Here is a 20,222-nt window from a genome sequence, read left to right as displayed (position 1 = left end):
GCCCTCGACATCGACCGACGCCGGTGAGCGATCCGGCGGGCGCGATCTCCCGCACTGGTTGGACCGGACCCGGTGGCTCTGGCCGGCACTGCTGACCCTCGCGATCACCCTGGTCCAGATCGACCGCGCCCCGCTCTGGCGCGACGAACTCGCCACCTGGAGCGCCGCCTCCCGCCCGACCGGTGACCTGCTCCGGCTGGCCGCCAACATCGACGGGGTCGCGGTCGCGTACTACCTGCTGATGCACGGCTGGATCGAACTCTTCGGCGACTCGGCGACCGCACTGCGACTGCCGGCCGCGCTCAGCCTGACCGGCGCGGCGGCACTGGTCGCCGTACTCGGGGGGCGGCTGTTCGGTGGGCGGGTCGGGCTGATCGCCGGGCTGCTCTTCGCCGTACTGCCGAGCACCTCCCGGTACGGGCAGGAAGCCCGCCCGTACGCACCGGCCACCCTGTTCGCCGTACTCGCCACCCTGCTGCTGGTACGGGCCCTGGACCGCCCCGGCTGGTGGCGGTGGACCGGGTACGCCGCCGCGCTGGTCGGCCTGGGCCTGTCCCACCTGCTGGCGACGAGCCTGGTCCTCGGGCACGCCGTGGCGGTACTGCTCGCCTGGCGGGAGGGCCACGACCGCCGGCTGTGGCGGTGGCCGGTCGCCCTCGTACCGGCGATCCTGGTCCTGGCACCCCTGGCCCGGCTCGGCCGCGACCAGCAGGCGCGGCAACTGAACTGGGTACGGCCACCGACCCTCACCGACCTGCCCGACCTCCCCGGCGACCTGCTCCAGAACGGCACCGTCGGCGGCCTCCTGGTCGGACTGGCCGCGATCGGGCTGGTCACCCGGGGACGTCGGGGCGTGGTCCTCGGCGCCTGCGTCCTGCTCCCCGCCGCCCTGCTGTACGTCGGCGGCCTGGTCACCCCGCTCTGGGTGCCGCGCTACCTGCTCTTCACGGTGCCGTTCGCCTGCCTGCTCGCCGCCGGCACCCTGGCGCGGCTACGGCTGCGGTGGGCGCTGCCGATCGTCGCGCTCGCCGGACTGCTCGGCGCACCGGCCCAGGCCAGCCTCCGCCGTACGCACGAGACGCCCCGTTCGGCGCCGGTGGACTACCCGGCCGCCACCCGGATCATCGGCGCCCACCAGCAACCCGGTGACGGGATCGTCTACTCCCCGCGTGACCCGCGCGCGTTCCTGGACATCGCGGTCCTGTACCACCTACGCGAGCACCACCCGCGCGACGTGCTCGCGGTCGAGGGGCCGGTCGCCGCCGCCACCCTGGACACTCCCGAGTGCCCCCGCCCGGCCACCTGCCTGACCACCGTCACCCGGCTCTGGCTCCTCACCCGCGGCGAACACCGATCCGACCCCCTCTCCGCCGCCACCCCCGCCAAAGCCACCGCCCTACGCAACACCTTCCGAATAACCCGGACCTGGACCGTCCCCGGCCTAACCGTCACCCTCCTGACCCGCTAACCCCTCCCCACCCAGTCCCCTCGTCGATCTAGGGCAGATGGTGGTGATCAGAGATCCACTAACACGTATTTGCCCTAGATCGGCGAGGACGCCGACGCGGGCCCGGATCGCCGCTTCCGGTTCAGCGTTTGCCGAGGGGGACGACGAGGACGGCTTCGGTGCCGCCCTCGGCGCGGTTGCGCAGTTCGATGGTGCCGGTGAGTTCGCCGGTGGCCAGGGCGCGGACGATCTGGAGGCCGAGGCGACCGCCGCTGGCGGCGTCGAAGTCGGCGGGCAGGCCCTGGCCGTTGTCGGCGACGGTCACGTGCAACTGTTTGCGGAACCGGTGCGCCGACACCACCACCTCGGCCGCGCCCTCCTCCATACCGCCCTCCTCGTCCGGCGGCGGGAAGCCGTGCTCGACCGCGTTGAGCAGCAGTTCGTTGAGGACCATCACCAAAGAGGTGGCGATCTCGGCCGGCAGGACGCCGAACGTACCCTCCCGGCGCATCCGTACCGCCACCTCGGTCGCGGCGACCTCGGTGGCGGCGGAGGCGACCCGGTCGACGATCCCGTCGAACTCCACCGCCTCGTCGCTGGACATGGCGAGGGTCTCGTGCACCAGGGCGATCGAGGCGACCCGGCGTACGGACTCCTCCAGTGCCGCCTTGGCGGCCGGGATGTCGACCCGGCGGGCCTGTAGGCGCAGCAGGGCGGCGACCGTCTGGAGGTTGTTCTTCACCCGGTGGTGGATCTCCCGGATGGTGGCGTCCTTGGTGATCAGGGCCCGGTCGCGGCGGCGTACCTCGGTCATGTCGCGGACCAGGACCAGCGCGCCGATCGGCACCCCGGCGGGCATCAGCGGCAACGCCCGGGTCAGTACGGTCGCACCCCGCGCCTCGATCTCCCGGCGGGCCGGTGCCTCGCCGCGCAGTGCGGCCAGCACCCGGTTGCCCGCCTCGGTGCCGTCGAGCGGGTCGGCGGCCAGCCGGGTGTTCAGGGCGGCCAGGTCCTCCCCCACCAGGTGGGAGGCGAAACCCAACCGCCGGTACGCCGACTGCGCGTTGGGGCTTGCGTAGGTGACCTTTCCACTGGCGTCGAGCCGGACCAGCCCGTCCCCGACCCGGGGTGCCGAGGTGGTCTCACCCGGATGCCGGGGCGGCGGGAAGGTGCCGTCGGCGAGCATCTGGGCCAGGTCGTCGGCGGTGGTCAGGTAGTTCAGCTCCAGTTGGCTCGGGGTCCGGGCGGTGGAGAGGTTGGTGTCCCGTCCCACCACCGCGATCACCTCACCCGACTCACCGTCGGCGGCGCGCAGCCGGACCGGGATCGCCTCGTGCCGGGCCGGGGTGTCGCCGTACCAGACCGGGTCACCCTCGCGCCAGATCCGCCCCTGGGTGTACGCGATGGTCAGGTGGGCCACCTCCGGCCCGCCGACGATCCGCCCCACCTGGTCGTCCTGGTACGCGGTCGGTGCGGTGGTCGGGCGTACCTGGGCCACGCAGAGGAACGCGTCGTTGTCCCCGTCCACCGGGACCCAGAGCAGCAGGTCGGCGAAGGAGAGGTCGGACAGGAGCTGCCAGTCGCCGGCGACCCGGTGCAGGTGGTCGATGTCGGCCGGACGGAGCAGGGTGTGCTCCTCGGCAAGGTCGCGCAGCGTGGACATCAGGCAAGCCTGCCACGTCCACCGCCCCGGGCCGGCATGGCGGCCGGCTCAGAGGGTGGAAGTGACCTTGTGCAGGCCGCGCGGTGCATCCGGGTCCTCGCCCCGGGCCAGCGCGAGTGCGAGCGCGAGCTGCTGCAACGGCAGGATGTCGAGCAGTGGGGCGTACCGCTCGTCGACCTCCGGCACGACCAGCCGGGCGGTGGCACCGGGGACGTCCGCCGGCCCGATCGCGACCACGTCGGCCCCGCGTTCGCCGACCCGCGCGAGCACGTCCCGCATGGCCGTGCCGCCGGGACCGGCGCCGACGACCGCGAGCACCGGTACGTCCGGGTCGGTCATGGCGAGCGGGCCGTGCAGCAGGTCGGCACCGGAGAAGGCGAGCGCCGGCAGGTACGAGGTCTCCATCAGCTTCAACGCCGCCTCGCGGGCGGTCGGATAGGCGTAACCCCGGCCGGTGGTGATGACCCGGGCGGCGAACCGGTAGCGGGTGGCGAGTTGGCCGGCGGTCGGGTCCGCGAGCGTACGTTCCGCGAGCGCCGGCAGGGCGGCCAGCGCGGCCCGTTCCTCCTCGGGCAGTACGCCGTTCCCGGCGCGTATCCCTTCGATGAGCATGAGCAGGGCGAACAGCTCGGCGGTGTACGTCTTCGTGGCGGCGACCGCCCGCTCGTGTCCGGCGGCGACGTCGATCGAGAGTTCGGCGACTCCGGTCAGCGGCGAGTCGGGGGCGTTGGTCACGGCGAGGGTGAGCGCGCCGGAGGCACGGGCCTGCCGCACCACCTCGGCCAGGTCGGACGACCCGCCGCTCTGGCTGACCGCGATGACCAACGCGCCGGACAGGTCGGGGCGGGCGCCGAAGAGGGTGACCGCGCTCGGCGAGGCGAGCCCGGCGGGCAGACCGAGCCGGATCTCGGTGAGGTACGCGGCGTAGAGCGCGGCATGGTCGGAGGTGCCACGGGCGGTGAACACGACGTGCCGGGGTCGGCGTTCGGCGATGACGGCGGCGATCCGGGCGATCGGGTCGGCCTGCGCCGGCTCCAGCAGGCGCGCGAAACCGGCCGGCTGCTCGGCGATGTCGGCCGCCATACCGGCTCCCGGATGCGCCACGAGGACCTCCCCATCATGCGCGATTGCCGCGCGTTTCATGCTCAGTCTTGCACGAAGATAAGCGTAGGAGCAATCAAGCAAGCAGTATCGAGCAGATAATCACCGCCTCTCCCGATCATGCTTTAGGCTTCCCGACCCAGGGGGGAACGAACGCGCGACGAGAGGCCGACACCGTGTCCGAGGGAGTGTCCGAGGGAATGGACGACCCACGGCTGTCGGCCGAGGGTGAGTTGGCGTTGGCCCGACTGGCCCTGGACGAGGGCGACCTGCGGCACGCGGCCGGGCACCTCGCGGGCGCGCTCGCGTACGCGCCGACGATGCCCGAGGTGCACGAGGTCCTCGCCCGGCTGGCGGCCCGCAGCGAGGGCGGGGTGGACCTCTTCCCGCTCGACCACCACCCGTTCATCGGTGCCGTGGTGGCCCGCGCCCACCTGCTCGCCGCCACCGGCAAACCCGACGAGGGTCTCGAACTGCTCGCCGCCGCGACCGCGCACGCCCCGGGCGCCGACTGGGCCGGGGTGCCCTGGGTCAGCACCCCCGAACTGCCGGCCCTGCTCGACCCGGAGCAGATCGCCCGGCTGCTGATGCAGATCTGCGCCGCCGTCGCCGACCCGGTCGACGAGGACGAACGGGAGCCGCTGCGGCCGTACCTGCTGCTGGCCCGGCACGCGATCGACACGTACCCGGACCACGGCCTGCTGCTCGGCGCGGCGTCCGCGTTGGCCCGCCGGGTCGGGGCGATCGACCAGGCGGTGGCCTGGGCGGACGCCGGGGCCCGGATCATGCCGTCGAAGCTCGCCGAGGTGTGGCTCGGTTACGCCTACCGCAGCGCCGGGCGCACCGCCGAGGCGCTCGCCGCGCTGAACCGGGCCGTCGACCACGACCCCGACGACCTCTCCGTGTACGCCGACATCGCCGGCACCCTGGCCGACCACGGGCGCCTGGACGAGGCACTCGGCTGGATCGACCGGGCCCTGCTCCGGGATCCCACCTTCGACTGCGCGGTGCACACCGGTCACCGGCTCCGCTACCAGCGCGACGGCCGCCTCGACCACCTGGTGGCGCTGGCCGACTTCCGCCGCGACCACCCGGACGACACCCACGAGCACGGCGACCTGGCCGAGTGCTGCCAGGGGCAGCCCTGGCTGGGGCAGATCCCGGCGGCCGGCGAGGCGGTCACCAACGTGCTCCGGCAGGTGCTGGCCGACGAGGGCCCGGTCCGGGGCGGGCAGTTGCGGCTCAGCGGGCTGGAGCCCCCGAGCGCGATGCGGGCGGTGGCCGCCGCCGTACCGGGGTTGGCCGTGGAGGTGGCCGAGGTGGCCGCCCCGGACATCCGGGAGCCCCGGCGGTCGTCGGCCCGACGGCTCTGGAGCTACCAGGGCACGATCGCCGTACCGGCGCTGCCGGCACCGTCACCCACCGCGGTCGACCGGATCCGCCAGCTCGCCCACCCGGCCTGGCCGCACCCGCCGGCCGCGTACGACGCCGCGGTGGGCCTGGCCACCCTGGAGGTCGACGACCTGCTCGGGCTCCTGGTGCACCCGCCCGCGCCACCGGCCACCCCGCTGGGCCGGACGTTGGCAGAACACGACCCGACCCTCTGGGTACGGTGCGTGCAGGTCTGGGCCTGCCTCGGGCTGCTGCACCACCGCACCGACGAACCGTGGGCCGACTCGACCCGGCGCCGGGTCCTGGTCGACCTGGTCTGGGGGGTCGAGGACTGGGTCACCGAGGCGGCGCTCTGCGCGCTGGTCACCGCGGCCTGGGTCGATCCGGCGGTCCGCGCCGACGTGGCCGCGATCGCCGCCGAACGGCTCGCCGACAGTGTCACCGTGGCCCGGCAGCGCCCCGTCTCGATCGCCCGCTCCCTGGCCCAACTGGTCCTGGCCACCCCCGAGATAGACCCGGACACCCGGGCCACCGCACGCACGATCCTGGCCACCGAGACCCCCGCCGCCCGCCCGTACCGCTGGCTGTCCCGGCTCTGGCACCACCTGCGCCGCCCCCGCCCCTGACGTGGACACGAACGCGCCGGCCCCGTTGGCTGCGGGACCGGCGCGTTCGTACGGGACAGGTCAGTGCACCGGGGCGTTGGCCAGAGCCGTCTCGGCCTGCTCCTCCGGGGTTCCGTCGGTCGGGGCGTTGCTGTCGCGCAGCGGGATCTCCTTGATGAACCAGGCGAGCACCGCGACCGCGGCGGCGAAGAAGACCGCCCAGGTGAAGACGCCGGAGATCGAGTCCGCCAGCCCGCCGAGCACCCCGTCGCGTACGTTCGGCGCCAGGTCGCCCAGCTTGGCCGGGTCCACCCCGCCCCCGCCGCCGCTGGTGAGCTGGTCCGCGGCCTGGGCACCGAGCCGGTCGGAGAGGCTGTCGTGCAGCCGGTTGGCGAACACGGCGCCGAACAGCGAGATGCCGAACGAGCCACCGATCGACCGGAAGAAGGTCGCCGCGCCGCTGGCCGCGCCGAGGTCCTTCTGCTCGACGCTGTTCTGTGCGATCAGCATCGAGGTCTGCATCAGGAAGCCCATGCCGACGCCGAGTACGACCATGTAGAGCGACAGCACGGTCTTGCTGGTGTGTACGTCGATCATCATCAGCAGCGCCATGCCGGCGGTCATCGCGACCCCGCCGATGATCGGGTAGATCCGGTACCTACCGGTCTTGGTGATCATCCGACCGGCGATGATCGAGACGACCAGCATGCCGAACATCAGCGGGAGCAGCAGCAGGCCGCTGTTGGTCGCCGAGGCACCCTGCACGGTCTGCTGGAACAGCGGCAGGAAGTTCATCGCGCCGAACATGGCGAAGCCGAGCAGGAAGCCGACCGCCGAGATGACCGCGAAGTTGCGGTTGGTGAAGAGGTTCAGCGGCAGGATCGGCTCCTGCACCCGCCGTTCCACCACGGCGAAGACCGCCAGGGTGACCACGGCCAGTGCGGCGAGGCCGAGGATCTGCGGCGAGGTCCAGTCGTACTCGTTGCCGCCCCAGGTGGTGATCAGCACGATCGCGGTGATGCCGACCGACAGCAGGGCCGCGCCGAGCCAGTCGATCCGGTGCTCGGTGCGGTACTTCGGCAGGTGCATCCGGGTGATCAGCACGATCAGCGCGAGGCCGCCCAGCGGCAGGTTCACGTAGAACGCCCAGCGCCAGGAGAGGTTGTCGGTGATGAAGCCGCCGACCAGCGGCCCGGCAACCATGGCGATGGCCATGATGCCGGCCATCAGGCCCTGGTAGCGACCGCGCTCGCGGGGCGGCACCAGGTCACCGATGATGGCCATCACGCCGACCATCAGACCGCCGGCCCCGAGGCCCTGGATGGCCCGGAACGCGATGAGCTGGATCATGCCGTCCCTGGCGCCACCGAACATCGGTGAGCCGGCCATGCCGCAGAGCGCGGAGCCGATCAGGAAGATCACGATCGAGGTGAGGAAGACGGCCTTGCGGCCGTACAGGTCGCCGAGCTTGCCCCAGATCGGCGTCGAGACGGTGGTGCCGAGCACGTACGCCGTCACTACCCAGGTGAAGTGGTTCAGCCCGCCGAACTCGCCCACGATCCGGGGCAGTGCGGTGCTGACGATCATGTTGTCGAGCATCGCGAGCATCATCGCGATCATGAGACCGGTGAGCACGACCCGGATGTTCGGTCGTGCCACCGCCTGCTCGGTTGTGGTCATCGGTAAGCTCCCCCTGAGCTGCAACCAACTTACTTGCCGGCCGGCTAGCGCCCTTACTAGCCGTACGGTAAGCTGGCGCCCAGGTCCAGTCAAGCCAATTCGACATGTGGGGGTCGGGTGTCTGAGAACACAGGCAACACCAGGGCCCGCATTCAGGCGGTCGCGCTGGAGCTCTTCACCGAGCAGGGCTACGAGAAGACCTCGCTGCGCGAGATCGCGGAACGACTGGGCGTGACCAAGGCCGCCCTCTACTACCACTTCAAGAGCAAGGACGACATCGTCAACAGCTTCGTCGAGGACCGGCTCGACCGGCTCGACGGACTGATCAAAATGGGTGCGGAGCCGCCGGTCGACGTGGCGGCACGGCGGCGGGAACTGCTCAGCCGCTACGCCGACGAGTTCTTCGGCAGCACCGGGCACTCGGTGATGCGGTTCTTCGACCAGAACCAGACCGTGCTCAAGAGCCTGCCGGCCGGGCAGATGATGCGGGAGCGCCTGCTCCAACTCGCCACGGTGCTGGCCTGGCCACAGGACTCACCGACCGCACAGCTGCGGGCCACGCTCGCGCTGTTCGCCGTACACAGCAGTTGGTTCGCGATCCGCAGCCCGGAGATCACCGACGCGCAGCGGCGCGAACTCGCGCTGGAGATCGCCCACGAACTGCTCGACCGGATCGACGGCACGCCGTAACCGGCGCTCGTCACCGCCCGACGGGACCCGCCGGGCGGCAGGACGGTCAGGCGGTTGCGGTGGGGGCGGTCGACGGGGCCAGTTCCAGGCGCAGGGCCAGCAGGTCCACCCCGGCGGCCGGGGCCCAGTCCCGCTCGGGGATCCGGACGAATCCCAGCCGGGCGTAGAGGCGCCGGGCGCCCGCCACGAAGTCGCGTACGCAGATCACCACGGCGCCGAAACCCAGCTCGGCGGCGCGGGTCAGACAGGTCCGGGCGAGCAGCTCGCCGACGCCCCGTCCCTGGGCCGCCGGATCGACCGCCAGCATCCGGAACTCCGCCTCGCCGGGGCCGGAGACCTCCGCGTACGGGGTGCCGGGCAGCACGAACAGCACCGACCCCACCACCCGGTCGGTACGGGTGTCGACGGCGACCAGCAGCTCGCCCTCGGCCGCCCGCCCGGCAACGTCGTTCAGCGTGCTGGCGTAGTCGTGCTCGCTGTTGAGCTGCCCGCTCGCCCGGTACGCCGCCACGGTCAGCTCGGCGATGACCGGGAAGTCCGCCGACACCGCGGGCCGGACGAGCAGATCCGTCATTCGATGACCGCGATCAGGTCACCGTCCTGCACCACGTCGCCCTCGTTGACCGCGAGCTGGCTGAGCACGCCGTCGGACTCCGCGATGACCGGGATCTCCATCTTCATCGACTCGAGAATCACCAGCGTGTCGCCCTCGGAAACGGTGTCGCCAGCGGTGGCGACGACCTTCCAGACGTTCGCCACCATCTCGGCGCGAATCTCCTCGGCCATGGTGTGGCCCTCCCTCGTCGACGCGGTGTTGCTGCGAACGGTATCCAATCATGCGCCGGCCCGCGCCGGGGCCACGGCGGGGCGGACTAACATCATCGGGTCAACTCCCGGTCCCGGGAGAACCTGTCCGACGGGAGGCCAGCATGGCGAAGAAGTCTCGCAAGAAGAAGGCTCGGAAGAAGAGCGCCGCCAACCACGGCAAGCGCCCCAACTCCTGACCGAAGCTCGACGCCGCCCGGCGGAGATGCTCGGCGGTCCCGCGGCGGGCCCTGAACCAGGGCCCGCGCGGGACCACAACGTCGATGCGTACGCGTCTGGCGAGTGGCCGATCCCCCGGGCGGCAGGCGCCGGGGTCGGGTCGGTCAGTCCGGCAGGTATTCGCGGGACTGGTCGGTCTCGAAGACCAACTCGGTGAGGCGGAGCCGGAGCCGCTCGCGCAACTCCGTCGGCGCGGTCTCGTTGCCGCAGCAGCGGGCGACCAGCGCCTTCACCTCCTGCTCGATGCCGTACTCGCGCAGGCATCCCGTGCAATCGTCGAGATGGTCGCGAATCAGATTCCGTCGCTCGTCGGCGCATTCCAGGTCGAGGTACAGATAGACCTCGGCAAGCACCTCACGACAATCGGTCTCGTGCGGTTCACCGCAACTCACGGTCCTACACCTCCCGGCCGGCTGCGGCGGAGTCCTTGGACGTCGCCGCCGCATGGAAGCCCCGGTCTGCGGCGTAACGCTCGAGCAGCTTGCGCAGATTGCGCCGACCCCGGTGCAGCCGGGACATTACCGTACCGATGGGCGTTCCCATGATGTCCGCGACCTCCTTGTAGGAGAAGCCCTCGACATCAGCCAGATAGACGGCCAGCCTGAATTCCTCCGGCAACTGCTGCAACGCCTGCTTGACGTCGCTGTCCGGCAGCCGGTCCAGTGCCTCGGTCTCGGCGGACCGCAGGCCGCTGGAGGTGTGCGACTCCGCCTCGGCCAACTGCCAGTCGGTGATCTCCTCGGTCGGCGCCTGGATCGGCTGACGCTGCCGGCGCCGGTACGAGTTGATGTAGGTGTTGGTCAGGATGCGGTAGAGCCAGGCCTTGAGGTTGGTGCCCTCTTCGAACTGGTGGAAGGCCGCATACGCCTTCAAAAAGGTCTCCTGGACCAGATCCTCCGCATCGGCCGGATTACGGGTCATCCGCAGGCCGGCGGCGTAGAGCTGGTCGACGAACGGCAGGGCGTCGCGCTCGAACCGCGCCCGACGCTCGTCCGTCGCCTTGTCCGGTTGTGTCAACCGCACATCCCCCCGCCTCGGTTGCGCGTCCCGGTAGCGGCCGGAGACGGACGGCCGGGACGTGCTCAGGACCAGCCCCGACGGCGCCAACGACGCCACGGAACCAGTCGACTTTCCCGCCGAGGATACGCGGAATCCGGGGCCCGTAGATCGGGTTCCGGCCGTGCTGGTGCTCACCGTGCGCAGTTCGCGTGTCGCTCGTCCCACACCTCGGGCACCCACCGGGCGATGTGGGCCCGTGTGGTGTTCGGCGCGCTGCGGATTCCGTGTTTCGGTCGGCACCGGTCAACCCCCTCGCGCTGAGTAGCTTCCGGAGGTTGTAACGCTGGGCGACCGGTGGGGCATTCCGGTGATCCCGGCCCCATCCCTGGTCCCGGCCGGCAACCCGTGGCTGGGGCCGTCCACGACTGGGACCAGGAAGGGCCTGGGAGGATGATGCCGAGCCCTCGTCCTACGTACTGCTGCTGTCCCCTCGGGTGTCCGGCATCATGAAAAGCAACGATCTCCCCAGGCCGGGGAAACGGTCCGGTTCCGGGTCAGCAGCCGGTCAGAATGACCACTGGTACGCCCGTCAGCGGGCCCAACCCCGCTCCCGCAGCCAGGTCACCGCGAGCGACGCCGTACCGACCGGATCCCTGCGCAGGTCATGCCCCTCGCCAGGGCGTACGAGCACGCTCACCCCGGCGGTGGCGGGCGGGAGTCCGAACGGATCCCGGTCCCCGTTGAGCACCAGCGTGGGCAGTCCGGTCAGCAGCTCGGCCGCACGGGACCGCTCGGGCCGACCAGGCGGATGGAGGGGGAAGGCGAGCGCCACGATTCCGGCCGCACCGGTCGCCACCGACGTCCGGCAGGCCACCCGGGCACCGCTGGACCGCCCGCCGACCACCAGCGGCAGCCCCGGATACCGATTCGCCAGTACGGCGACCACCGCCGTCCAGGCCTCGTCGAGGTGCCCCGCGGGTGCCGGAGCCCGCCGCCCGGCGACCCGGTACGGCTGGGTGATTCGCGCCACAAAAACACCGGACGCCCCCGCCCGATCACGCAGAGCAATCAGGTCGGGAGCGTCCACGCCACCGCCTGCACCATGTCCGAGCATCAGCAGACTGACGGGCGAGCCGGCGTCGGGCGGGTCGACCTCGACCCGCGCGGGCCCTCTCGGGGTATCAACAACCTGGTCACCGTGGAGCACCCGGTCATTCTGCTCCCCGCCGGAACCGCGCCGGCCCGCCCGGTCGTCAGCTCAACGGCTCAATGGCACCAGCGTCAGCAGCCGGTCTCTCACCGGCGGCCCGCCGTCGTCCACCACCGCGTCCGGATCACGCTGCACCTGACCCCGCCAGGCGACCAGCATGGCCCTGCGTTCCCGGGGCGTGGTGCCGCCCCACACGCCGTGGCAGTCGCCCACCTCCAACGCCCAGGCCAGACAGGCCCCCTGGACATCGCAGGTACGGCAAAGCGCAACTGCCGCATCGGCCGGTTCACTCGGTGCCGGAAAAAATGTTTCCGGGTCCACGCTCTGGCATACGCCCCTGGTACGCCAGGCATCGTCAAGTTGCCGCTCCGCCACTGCCCGCAACAATCGCGGGTCACGCCGTGCTGCGGCAACCTCGTGCGGGCGTGGCATCCGCGCCCGTGTCATCCACCCACCTCCCCCGTGGGACCGGCATGATCGGTGGGCCTCACCCGCCCGGTGCGAATCCGTACCCACTGCCGGCGCTGTGTTCTATCGCACTATTGCGGGCGGAGACAAGGGTTTGCCGGGAACCTGCGCGAAGTCCAGGGCGACGATTCACCCCTAACTCTGGCAAATCAGCACGCGCCAATGTGGCGGGCGACGCTCAGAAAAGCGTCAATTCGTCGGGCGCGGCCGGGTCCGTACGCAATGGGGGTGCGCTGACCCGGGCGACGAGTTCGGGGCCGTCGTTGCGGACGTCGCCGACGCCCCGGCCGACCGGACGGATCTCGATTCCGGCGAGCATCTGCGCCGACGGCGGCGCGAGCAGACGTTCCGCCGAGTCCCCGCCGTCGAGCCAGTCGTCCCAGCGCTCCGGCGCCAGCAGCAACGGCATCCGGTCGTGTACGTCGGCCAGCTCACCGACCGCAGCGGTGGTGATCACGCTGCAGCTCAACAGTGGGCCGTCCGGACCCTTCCAGACCGACCAGAGGCCGGCGAGGGCCAGCACGCCGCCGTCGGCGGGAGTCATGAAGTACGGCTGCTTGGTGCCGCCGTCACCGCGTACCCACTCGTACCAGCCGTCGGCCGGGACGAGGCAGCGGCGCCGGGCGAACGACCGCGCGTACGCGTTGGTGGTGGCGACCGTCTCCGCCCGAGCGTTGATCATGCGAGCGCCGCCCCGGGCGTCCTTCGCCCAGGCCGGCACGAGTCCCCACCGGGCGACCGAGAGCGCCCGGCGCCGGGCCGCCGGAGCGTCGCCGGGGTCGCCGGCCCGGTCATCCGCCACGTCGGGGTCGGCCTGGTTGTCCCGGTCCCGGAGGTCGGCACCGGCGGAGCGGTCGTCGGCCGGGCCGGCGGTGGCGGACATCCGGACGATCGGCACCGGATCGGTCGGCGCCACGTTGTAGTCCGCGTCGAGCCGGCCGCCCGTCTCGTCGAACGACTCGAAGAGCTGGCTCAGGTCAGCCGCGCTGCGGGTCGTCGCGTACCTCCCACACATGACCCCAACGCTAGCCCCTGGAGCCGGTCGCCGGCCGCCCCCGAGATCAACCTGCTACCGCACCGAGATCAATCGGGCGGCCAGCGGAGATCAACCCGAATTCCGGCCGTCCCGGCAAGCGGGAGCGCCCGGACCGCCGAGTCCGGCGCCGCCACCCGGCGCGGCAGAATGTACGGGTGGCAAACCTGACCGCGACCCGTCCCACCCAGCCGTGGAGCGCGCCGACCGCGACCGACCCGGTGGTGACGACGCTCACCCTGCCCGGGTCCAAGTCGATGACTGCGCGTGCCCTCGTACTGAGCGCCGTCGCGGTCGGCTCGTCCACCCTCCGCCGGCCGCTACGGGCCCGCGACACCGAACTGATGGCCGCCGGGCTGCGCGCCCTCGGCACCCAGGTGTCGACCGTCGACGAGGAACGCTGGCTGGTCCGGCCGAACCCGCTGCGCGGACCGGCCCACGTCGACATCGGCCTGGCCGGCACCATCATGCGGTTCGCACCGGCCGTCGCCGGGCTGGCCCACGGGCCGGTCACCTTCGACGGCGACCCGCACGCCCGGACCCGCCCGGTCGGCCCGCTGCTCGACGCGCTGCGCCACATCGGCGTACGGATCGACGCCGCCCCCGGGGACCGGCTGCCGCTGACCGTGCACGGCGTCGGCGAGGTGGCCGGCGGCGAGGTGGTCATCGACGCCTCGGCCTCCAGCCAGTTCGTCTCGGGGTTGCTGCTCGCCGCACCCCGGTTCACCAACGGCATCACCGTGCGCCACGTCGGCCCGCCGGTCCCGTCCGCCCCCCACCTGCGGATGACCGTGCAGATGCTGCGCGCGGCCGGGGCCGGGGTCGACGACACCACGCCGGACGTCTGGGTGGTCGAGCCGGGGCGCCTGTCCGGGCGCGGCTGGGACATCGAGCCGGACCTCTCCGGTGCGGTGCCGTTCTTCGCCGCAGCCCTGGTCACCGGCGGCTCGGTGACCCTGACCGACTGGCCGCACAGCAGCCTGCAACCGGTCGACACCCTCCGTACGCTGCTGCGCCGGATGGGCGGCGAGGTCACGCTGGACACCGACGGGCTGACCGTACGCGGCACCGGGGTGATCCGCGGCATCGACGCGGACCTCTCCGACGTCAGCGAGCTGACCCCGGTGCTGTCCGCGCTCGCGGCCCTGGCGGACGGCCCGTCCCGGCTGCGCGGGGTCGGACACATCCGGGGCCACGAGACCGACCGGCTGGCCGCCCTGGCCAACGAGCTGACCAGCCTCGGCGCGCACGTCGTCGAATCCCCCGACGGCCTGGAGATCCACCCCCGGCCGCTGCACGGGGGGACCTTCCGGACCTACGCCGACCACCGGATGGCGCACGCCGCCGCCGTGATCGGGCTGACCGTCGCCGGGATCGAACTGGACGACGTGGGGTGTACCTCGAAAACCCTGCCGGAGTTCCCGGCACTATGGTCAGCGATGGTGGCCGGCGACGAGAACGCGTGACAGCCGACCCCCGATCCGCTCCGCTAAGGCGCGGACGCGGCACCGAACGAGGGGGCTGAGCTGACCGGCAAACGGCGGGAGTACCGCGAGGAGGACGTCCGGATCCGGCCGGGCCGTTCGTCGCGCCCCCGTACCCGCACCCGGCCCGCGCACGACGACGCCGTACCCGCGTTCGTGGTCACCGTCGCTCGGGGCCGCTACATCTGTGTGCTCTCCGAGGACGACGACGGGCGGCACGGGCCGAACGACGGATCGGCCGCCGCCCCCATGGTCACCGCGATGCGTGCCCGGGAACTGGGGCGCAAGTCGGTGGTGGTCGGCGACCGGGTCTTCCTGGTCGGGGAGACCACCGGCCGGGACGGGGCGCTGGCCCGGATCGTCCGGATCGCCGAACGCAGGTCGGTGCTGCGGCGTACCGCCGACGACGACGACACCACCCCCGAGGGCCGGCTCGAACGGGTCGTGGTGGCCAACGCCGACCAGCTCGTGATCGTCAGCTCGCTGGCCGATCCACCACCGCGTACCGGGTTCATCGACCGGTGCCTGGTCGCCGCGTACGACGCGGACGTCGAGCCGCTGCTCTGCCTGACCAAGTCGGACCTGGCCGGGCCGGAGGAGGTGCTCGACTACTACGCCGAGCTGGACCTGCGGCACGTCCTGGTCCGGCCCGACTCCGACCTGGCCGAGCTGCGCCGCCTGCTCGGCGACCGGGTGTCGGTGATGGTCGGTCACTCCGGGGTGGGCAAGTCGACCCTGGTCAACCGGCTGGTCCCGGACGCCGACCGAGCGGTCGGTGTGGTCAGCGCGGTCGGCCGGGGCCGACACACCTCGACCAGCGCCGTGGCGCTGCACCTGCCTCCGCTGCCGACCGCCGCAGCCCCCGACTCCGGCATCGACGCCGAGCCGGACGGCTCCGGAGATGAGACGGACGGCGGCGAGCCGGGGCTGGTCGAATCCGGCGTCGTGTCGGGCGGCGAGGAGATCAAGCCCGGTAGGGACGTCGGCGCCGGATGGATCATCGACACACCGGGGATCCGGAGCTTCGGGCTCGCCCACGTCTCCGCCGACAGCCTCCTGCACGGCTTCGCCGACCTGGTCGAGGGAACGGTCGACTGCCCGCCCAACTGCGAGCACACCGCCACCGACGCCGAGTGCGCGCTGCCCGCCTGGGTGGCCGCCGGGCACGCGGACGCGCGCCGGCTGGCGTCGTACCGCCGGTTGCTGGCGTCCCGGGCCGGCGAAACCGAGTAGCCGGTCGTCGGCGACCCACGCGGACCGGGTGGCCCGCGCCACGCGGAGGGTGGGTCCTTGATCGCGTCGCCCCGCGAACTCCGCTACCTTTCCGGCCATGGCCCGGTATGCGGATGATCTGTCCCTCGCCCACGTGCTCGCCGACACCGCGGACTCGATCTCGACGGCCCGGTTCCGCGCACACGACCTGCACGTGGAGTCGAAGCCGGACCTGACCCCGGTGACGGACGCGGACCAGGCGGTCGAGCGGGCGATCCGGGCCACCCTGGCCCGTACCCGCCCCCGCGACGGCGTCATCGGCGAGGAGTACGGCAGCGCCGCGCCGTCCGCCGGCTCCGGCACCCGGCAATGGGTGATCGATCCGATCGACGGCACCAAGAACTTCGTCCGGGGGGTGCCGATCTGGGCCACCCTGATCGCCCTGATGGAGGGGGACCAGCCGGTTGTCGGGCTGGTGTCCGCACCGGCCCTGGGGCGCCGCTGGTGGGCCGCCACCGGCCACGGGGCGTACGCCGGGCGGCACACCGCCGCAGCCACCCCGATCAAGGTCTCCGGCGTACGGCGACTTGCCGACGCGAGCGTCTGCTACTCCTCGCTCGACGGTTGGGCCGAGAACGGGCGCCTGCCGGCGATGCTGGACCTCATCCAGGGCGGGTGGCGCAGCCGCGCGTACGGCGACTTCTACGGCTACATGCTGGTCGCCGAGGGAGCGGTCGACATCATGGTCGAACCGGAGCTGTCGCTCTGGGATCTGGCCGCCCTGATTCCCATCGTCACCGAGGCCGGCGGCACCTTCACCGACCTCGCCGGGCGTCCGGGTCCGGCCGGGGGCAGCGCCGTGGCCAGCAACGGGCTCCTGCACGAGGACCTGCTCCAGCGCCTCGGCTAGGCGTCTTCCCGCCCCTTGTCCACCGTCGCGGGCCGAGCGGCGGCTCGGGGCGGGAACCTCTATCCTCGCCGGATGGCTTCTGCGGGCTGGTGCTTCCTGGCGGGCATGATCATCGCCTACGGTGTCGCCAACCTGCTCCAGTCGGTGGCCGCCGCGCGGACCACCGTCCACCACAGCTTCGATCCGGGTCTGCTGCTGCGCCTGGCCTGCCAGCGGACGTACCTGCTGGGGCTCGGCTGCCAGGTGCTCGGTTTCGTGCTCGCCTTCCTGGCCCGGCGGGACCTGCCGCTGTTCCTGGTCCAGGCCGCGGTGGCGGCCGGGCTGGGTGTCACCGCGCTGCTCGGGGTGCTGCTGCTCAACTGGCGGCTGCCGGTGACCGAGGTGGTCCTGCTGGTGCTGCTCCTGGTCGGGATTACCGCCCTGGTGCTGGCCGCGAGGCCGGCGCACTCCCGGCCGCTCGGCCCGACGGCGGTGGTCGCCCTGGTCGCGACCCTCGGCCTGATCGGTGCGCTCGGTTTCTTCGCGGTACGCCTGCACGGCGCGCCGGGTTCGGTGGCGCTGGGCGCGCTGGCCGGGCTGGCGTTCTCCGCGGCGGCGGTGTCCGCCCGACCGTTGGCCTCGGCGGAGTCGTTCGCCGCGTGCGTCCGCGACCCGTTGTTCTACCTGCTGATCGCGCACTCGATCGTCGGTCAGCTCCTGCTCGGGCTGGCCATGCAGCGGGGTTCGACGACTGCCGCGGTCGCCGCGATGGACGCCGCCGGGGCGCTGCCGGCCGCGGTGGTCGGGCTGCTGCTGCTCGGCGACCGGATCTGGCCGGGGCGGGAGTGGTTGGCCGGGCTCGGTTTCCTGCTCACCCTCGCCACGGTGGTCGGCCTGACCCGGTACGCCGAACCGCAGCACCAGCGCGCCGTCACCGCCGTCCGGCGCCCGCCCCGGGTGCCCGTGTAGCCCCTGCCGGCCCTTACAGCTCGGCGTCGGGGTTGCGGCGGCGTACCACCTTCTCGTAGACCCGCTCCAGGGCGCCTGCGGTCCGTTCCCAGGTGTAGCTGCACCGCACCCGGTCCACCGCCGCGTGCCCGTACGCGAACCGCCGGGCGTCGTCGGTGAGCAGCCGGCGCAGGGTCACCCCGAGCCCGCGTACGTCACCGGCCGGGACGAGACGTCCGGTGACCTCGTCCACCACGGTGTCGGCGATGCCGCCCAGGGCGTAGCCGACCACCGGCACCCCGCACGCCATCGCCTCCAGCGGCACCCGCCCGGCGGCGGCGTACCGCTGGGTGCAGGCGACCACGTCGGCGGAGCGGTACCAGGCCGGCATCCGTACGTGCGGCACGTCGCCGATCAGGAGCACCCGGTCGCCGACGCCGTTCTGCGCCGCCAGTTCCCGGATCCGGCGGGCGTCGGGATCGTGGTCGAGCGCGTCCCCCGGCGGGCCGCCGAGGATGATCAGTTCAGCGTCGCCGACCAGGCGCAGCGCCCGGATCAGGTCCTCCTGTCCGTGTCCGGCCGACAGGCCGCCGACGGAGAGGATCCGGGACCGGCGCCCGCGCGGGGCCGCCTCGCCGTCGGGGGTGAACCGGTCGACGTCGACACCGGCGGGGACCACCGTGACCGCCGCCCGGTCCAGGCCCATCCGGGTCAGCTCGTCCACCTCGTCGGTCGACTGGGCCACCGCCAGGTCGACCGCCCGGGTCAGCGCGCGTTCCAGGGCGATCCGCTCCCCCGGTCCGGCGTACTCCCGGCCGAGGTGGCGCAGTTGCTCGGCACCGAGCGAGTGGAAGGTCTGTACGACCGGAATCCTGGTCTCCCGTACGGCGTTCGCCGCCGCCAGGCCGCCGATCCAGAAGTGGCCGTGCACCACGTCCGGGGCCCAGTCGGCGGACCAGTGTTCGATCAACCAGCGCCCGAACTCGGAGACGTGCGGCACCAGGCTGGCGGTCGGGGCGCGGGTCGACGGGCCGACCGGCACCCGCTCCACCCGGTAACCGTCGGCGTCGGTGGTGTCCGGCAGCTCCGGATCCTCCCGCCGTTCGTAGACCCGTACGTCGTGACCCCGGCCGCTGAGTTCGGCGGCTACCCGCGCCACATGCTGCTGGGTACCGGTCGCCGTACTGGACGGGCCGGGTGGGCCAGCGTGTGCGCGGACGAGGCCGACACGCATCGGGTCACCTCCATCGAGGGTGGCCGGACCAGCGGCAGACTGGCCGGGGCGGTCTCCCGGTGGCGGGCACGCCGAACGGGTGACTGGGCCAACAGGCTTTCGAACAGAGTCTCCCGTTAACCGGGCCCGGCGGAGCCGAAACCTGCAACTCGGGCCGGTGGCCCCCGACGGCCGGGGACGCCCAGCGCACGGCGTACCCGGACGATCGGACGGGAGCGCCCGAACCGGTCGGCGACCCCGTCCGCCCCGTGCCGCGCCCACGGCGCGGGATCGGCACGAAGCACCCGTCGTGCCCGGCGCGGCACACGGGTGCCGATCACCGACAGGGATCACCCGCGCCGTCACCGCTCGACCGCGCTCGTCGACCATGAGTCCACTGTGGATTGGGACGGGGATCGGGTCGGGCGGGTTCGCCGGGACGAACCAGTCAGACGGCCACGGTGCCGGGACACCCGGACACCGGTCGCCGGTTATGCCCGTGGGGCAACGGGTAGTTCCCTCGGTATGCGTGATGACGACTACCCCGTACCCCTGTCCGACCCGGAGGCCGAGGGCCTGCCCGGCACCGCCGACGACGACTCGACCGCCGGGGACGACGTCAACACGGGCCGGGAGGCGGACGGTCCACAGCCCGCCGCGCTACCGGCGGACGTGCCGCAGGCGGTCGACCGGTTCGGGAACACCGCCCAGGAACAGCTCGACGGCGAGTCGGTGGACTACAAGATCGGGCGTGAACAGCCCGAACCTCCGATCGACGACCCGCTCGCCGGGCCGGTCGACCCGGCGATCGCGCGCGAGGCGGACAGCGACGAGGCCGCCGCCCAGGCCCAGTTCGACGCGGACGTGATCGATCCCGGCCCCAGCTCGGACCCGGCCTCCGCGGTGTCGATCTACGATCACGGCAATCTGGGCGGGCCGACCCAGCCGATCGTGGGTCGGCTGGTGGAGCCGGACGAGGGCAGCCGCGACGACACCGAGACCGACGCGATCGCCGCTGACGCGGGGTCGGCCGGCGGCGGGCCGACCGCCGAGGAACTGGCCATCCACGAGACCGAGCCGCCCGGCGACCGGGAACCCGGCCTGACCCAGCCGCCGCCCTGACAGACCAACTCTCCGACGAACA

Annotated in this window: 20 protein-coding genes; 9 read left to right on the top strand and 11 right to left on the bottom strand. The window is 72.5% G+C overall.

The features are described from left to right. Positions 1-58: 58 nt before the first annotated feature. On the top strand, positions 59-1,468 hold the full coding sequence (locus tag ACWEFB_RS31085; protein WP_452291112.1) for a glycosyltransferase family 39 protein: 1,410 nt from the start codon (positions 59-61) through the stop codon (positions 1,466-1,468). A 121-nt stretch (positions 1,469-1,589) separates the two neighbouring features. On the opposite strand, the gene ACWEFB_RS31080 is transcribed toward ACWEFB_RS31085, so the two are convergent. Further along, on the bottom strand, positions 1,590-3,110 hold the full coding sequence (locus ACWEFB_RS31080) for a sensor histidine kinase (protein WP_452291089.1): 1,521 nt from the start codon (positions 3,108-3,110) through the stop codon (positions 1,590-1,592). A gap of 48 nt (positions 3,111-3,158) precedes the next feature. Further along, positions 3,159-4,193, bottom strand: coding sequence for an SIS domain-containing protein (locus tag ACWEFB_RS31075; protein ID WP_452291110.1), 1,035 nt, complete (start codon positions 4,191-4,193; stop codon positions 3,159-3,161). A gap of 218 nt (positions 4,194-4,411) precedes the next feature. Between ACWEFB_RS31075 and ACWEFB_RS31070 the strand changes: the two genes are divergently transcribed. Further along, positions 4,412-6,229 carry a tetratricopeptide repeat protein gene (locus ACWEFB_RS31070; RefSeq protein WP_452291087.1) on the top strand — a complete coding sequence of 606 codons (1,818 nt, stop codon included), beginning with the start codon at positions 4,412-4,414 and terminating at the stop codon, positions 6,227-6,229. Between the two features lie 60 nt (positions 6,230-6,289). Here the strand turns inward: ACWEFB_RS31070 and ACWEFB_RS31065 are convergent, their stop codons facing one another. Then, positions 6,290-7,888, bottom strand: coding sequence for an MDR family MFS transporter (locus ACWEFB_RS31065; RefSeq protein WP_452291085.1), 1,599 nt, complete (start codon positions 7,886-7,888; stop codon positions 6,290-6,292). A gap of 117 nt (positions 7,889-8,005) precedes the next feature. Here ACWEFB_RS31065 and ACWEFB_RS31060 point away from each other — a divergent pair, with 117 nt between their 5' ends. Then, positions 8,006-8,578: a TetR/AcrR family transcriptional regulator gene (locus ACWEFB_RS31060; protein ID WP_452291083.1), complete on the top strand. Its 573-nt coding sequence runs from the start codon at positions 8,006-8,008 to the stop codon at positions 8,576-8,578. Positions 8,579-8,624: 46 nt separating this feature from the next. Here ACWEFB_RS31060 and ACWEFB_RS31055 read toward each other — a convergent pair whose 3' ends face one another. Together ACWEFB_RS31055 and ACWEFB_RS31050 are read right to left on the bottom strand one after the other, a co-directional pair. Beyond that, complete coding sequence (locus tag ACWEFB_RS31055; protein WP_452291082.1) at positions 8,625-9,152, bottom strand: GNAT family N-acetyltransferase; 528 nt, start codon at positions 9,150-9,152, stop codon at positions 8,625-8,627. Further along, positions 9,149-9,364, bottom strand: coding sequence for a biotin/lipoyl-binding carrier protein (locus ACWEFB_RS31050; RefSeq protein ID WP_326562702.1), 216 nt, complete (start codon positions 9,362-9,364; stop codon positions 9,149-9,151). Before ACWEFB_RS31050 ends, ACWEFB_RS31055 begins: the two co-directional genes overlap by 4 nt. 143 nt (positions 9,365-9,507) lie before the next feature. Between ACWEFB_RS31050 and ACWEFB_RS31045 the strand changes: the two genes are divergently transcribed. Then, positions 9,508-9,582, top strand: a complete 75-nt coding sequence (locus ACWEFB_RS31045) for a 50S ribosomal protein bL37 (RefSeq protein ID WP_369814844.1) — start codon at positions 9,508-9,510, stop codon at positions 9,580-9,582. Positions 9,583-9,726: 144 nt separating this feature from the next. Here ACWEFB_RS31045 and rsrA read toward each other — a convergent pair whose 3' ends face one another. From rsrA to ACWEFB_RS31020, 5 genes are all read right to left on the bottom strand, one after another. Further along, complete coding sequence (gene rsrA, locus ACWEFB_RS31040; protein ID WP_326562701.1) at positions 9,727-10,014, bottom strand: mycothiol system anti-sigma-R factor; 288 nt, start codon at positions 10,012-10,014, stop codon at positions 9,727-9,729. 4 nt (positions 10,015-10,018) lie between these two features. Beyond that, on the bottom strand, positions 10,019-10,921 hold the full coding sequence (locus ACWEFB_RS31035) for a sigma-70 family RNA polymerase sigma factor (protein WP_452291079.1): 903 nt from the start codon (positions 10,919-10,921) through the stop codon (positions 10,019-10,021). A 289-nt stretch (positions 10,922-11,210) separates the two neighbouring features. Next, entirely contained in the window at positions 11,211-11,828 is a 618-nt protein-coding gene (locus ACWEFB_RS31030; protein WP_452291077.1) for an alpha/beta hydrolase family protein, read from the bottom strand. Positions 11,829-11,879: 51 nt separating this feature from the next. Beyond that, positions 11,880-12,278 carry a WhiB family transcriptional regulator gene (locus ACWEFB_RS31025; RefSeq protein ID WP_326562699.1) on the bottom strand — a complete coding sequence of 133 codons (399 nt, stop codon included), beginning with the start codon at positions 12,276-12,278 and terminating at the stop codon, positions 11,880-11,882. Between the two features lie 199 nt (positions 12,279-12,477). Then, positions 12,478-13,314: an SOS response-associated peptidase gene (locus ACWEFB_RS31020; protein ID WP_452291075.1), complete on the bottom strand. Its 837-nt coding sequence runs from the start codon at positions 13,312-13,314 to the stop codon at positions 12,478-12,480. Positions 13,315-13,490: 176 nt separating this feature from the next. Between ACWEFB_RS31020 and aroA the strand changes: the two genes are divergently transcribed. The 4 genes from aroA (at position 13,491) to ACWEFB_RS31000 (ending at position 17,886) form a co-directional block, all read left to right on the top strand. Next, complete coding sequence (aroA, locus tag ACWEFB_RS31015; RefSeq protein ID WP_326562697.1) at positions 13,491-14,798, top strand: 3-phosphoshikimate 1-carboxyvinyltransferase; 1,308 nt, start codon at positions 13,491-13,493, stop codon at positions 14,796-14,798. A gap of 60 nt (positions 14,799-14,858) precedes the next feature. Continuing rightward, entirely contained in the window at positions 14,859-16,049 is a 1,191-nt protein-coding gene (gene rsgA / locus ACWEFB_RS31010; protein ID WP_452291108.1) for a ribosome small subunit-dependent GTPase A, read from the top strand. A 97-nt stretch (positions 16,050-16,146) separates the two neighbouring features. Then, positions 16,147-16,938 carry a histidinol-phosphatase gene (gene hisN, locus ACWEFB_RS31005; RefSeq protein WP_326562696.1) on the top strand — a complete coding sequence of 264 codons (792 nt, stop codon included), beginning with the start codon at positions 16,147-16,149 and terminating at the stop codon, positions 16,936-16,938. Between the two features lie 105 nt (positions 16,939-17,043). Further along, complete coding sequence (locus ACWEFB_RS31000; protein ID WP_452291106.1) at positions 17,044-17,886, top strand: hypothetical protein; 843 nt, start codon at positions 17,044-17,046, stop codon at positions 17,884-17,886. 13 nt (positions 17,887-17,899) lie between these two features. Here ACWEFB_RS31000 and ACWEFB_RS30995 read toward each other — a convergent pair whose 3' ends face one another. Continuing rightward, positions 17,900-19,099, bottom strand: a complete 1,200-nt coding sequence (locus ACWEFB_RS30995) for a glycosyltransferase (RefSeq protein ID WP_326562694.1) — start codon at positions 19,097-19,099, stop codon at positions 17,900-17,902. A 504-nt stretch (positions 19,100-19,603) separates the two neighbouring features. Between ACWEFB_RS30995 and ACWEFB_RS30990 the strand changes: the two genes are divergently transcribed. Continuing rightward, positions 19,604-20,200: a DUF5709 domain-containing protein gene (locus tag ACWEFB_RS30990; RefSeq protein WP_326562693.1), complete on the top strand. Its 597-nt coding sequence runs from the start codon at positions 19,604-19,606 to the stop codon at positions 20,198-20,200. Positions 20,201-20,222: the final 22 nt, after the last annotated feature.

It is taken from the genome of Micromonospora sp. NPDC004704, assembly GCF_053601675.1.
This window is presented reverse-complemented; position numbering and strand designations above follow the sequence as displayed.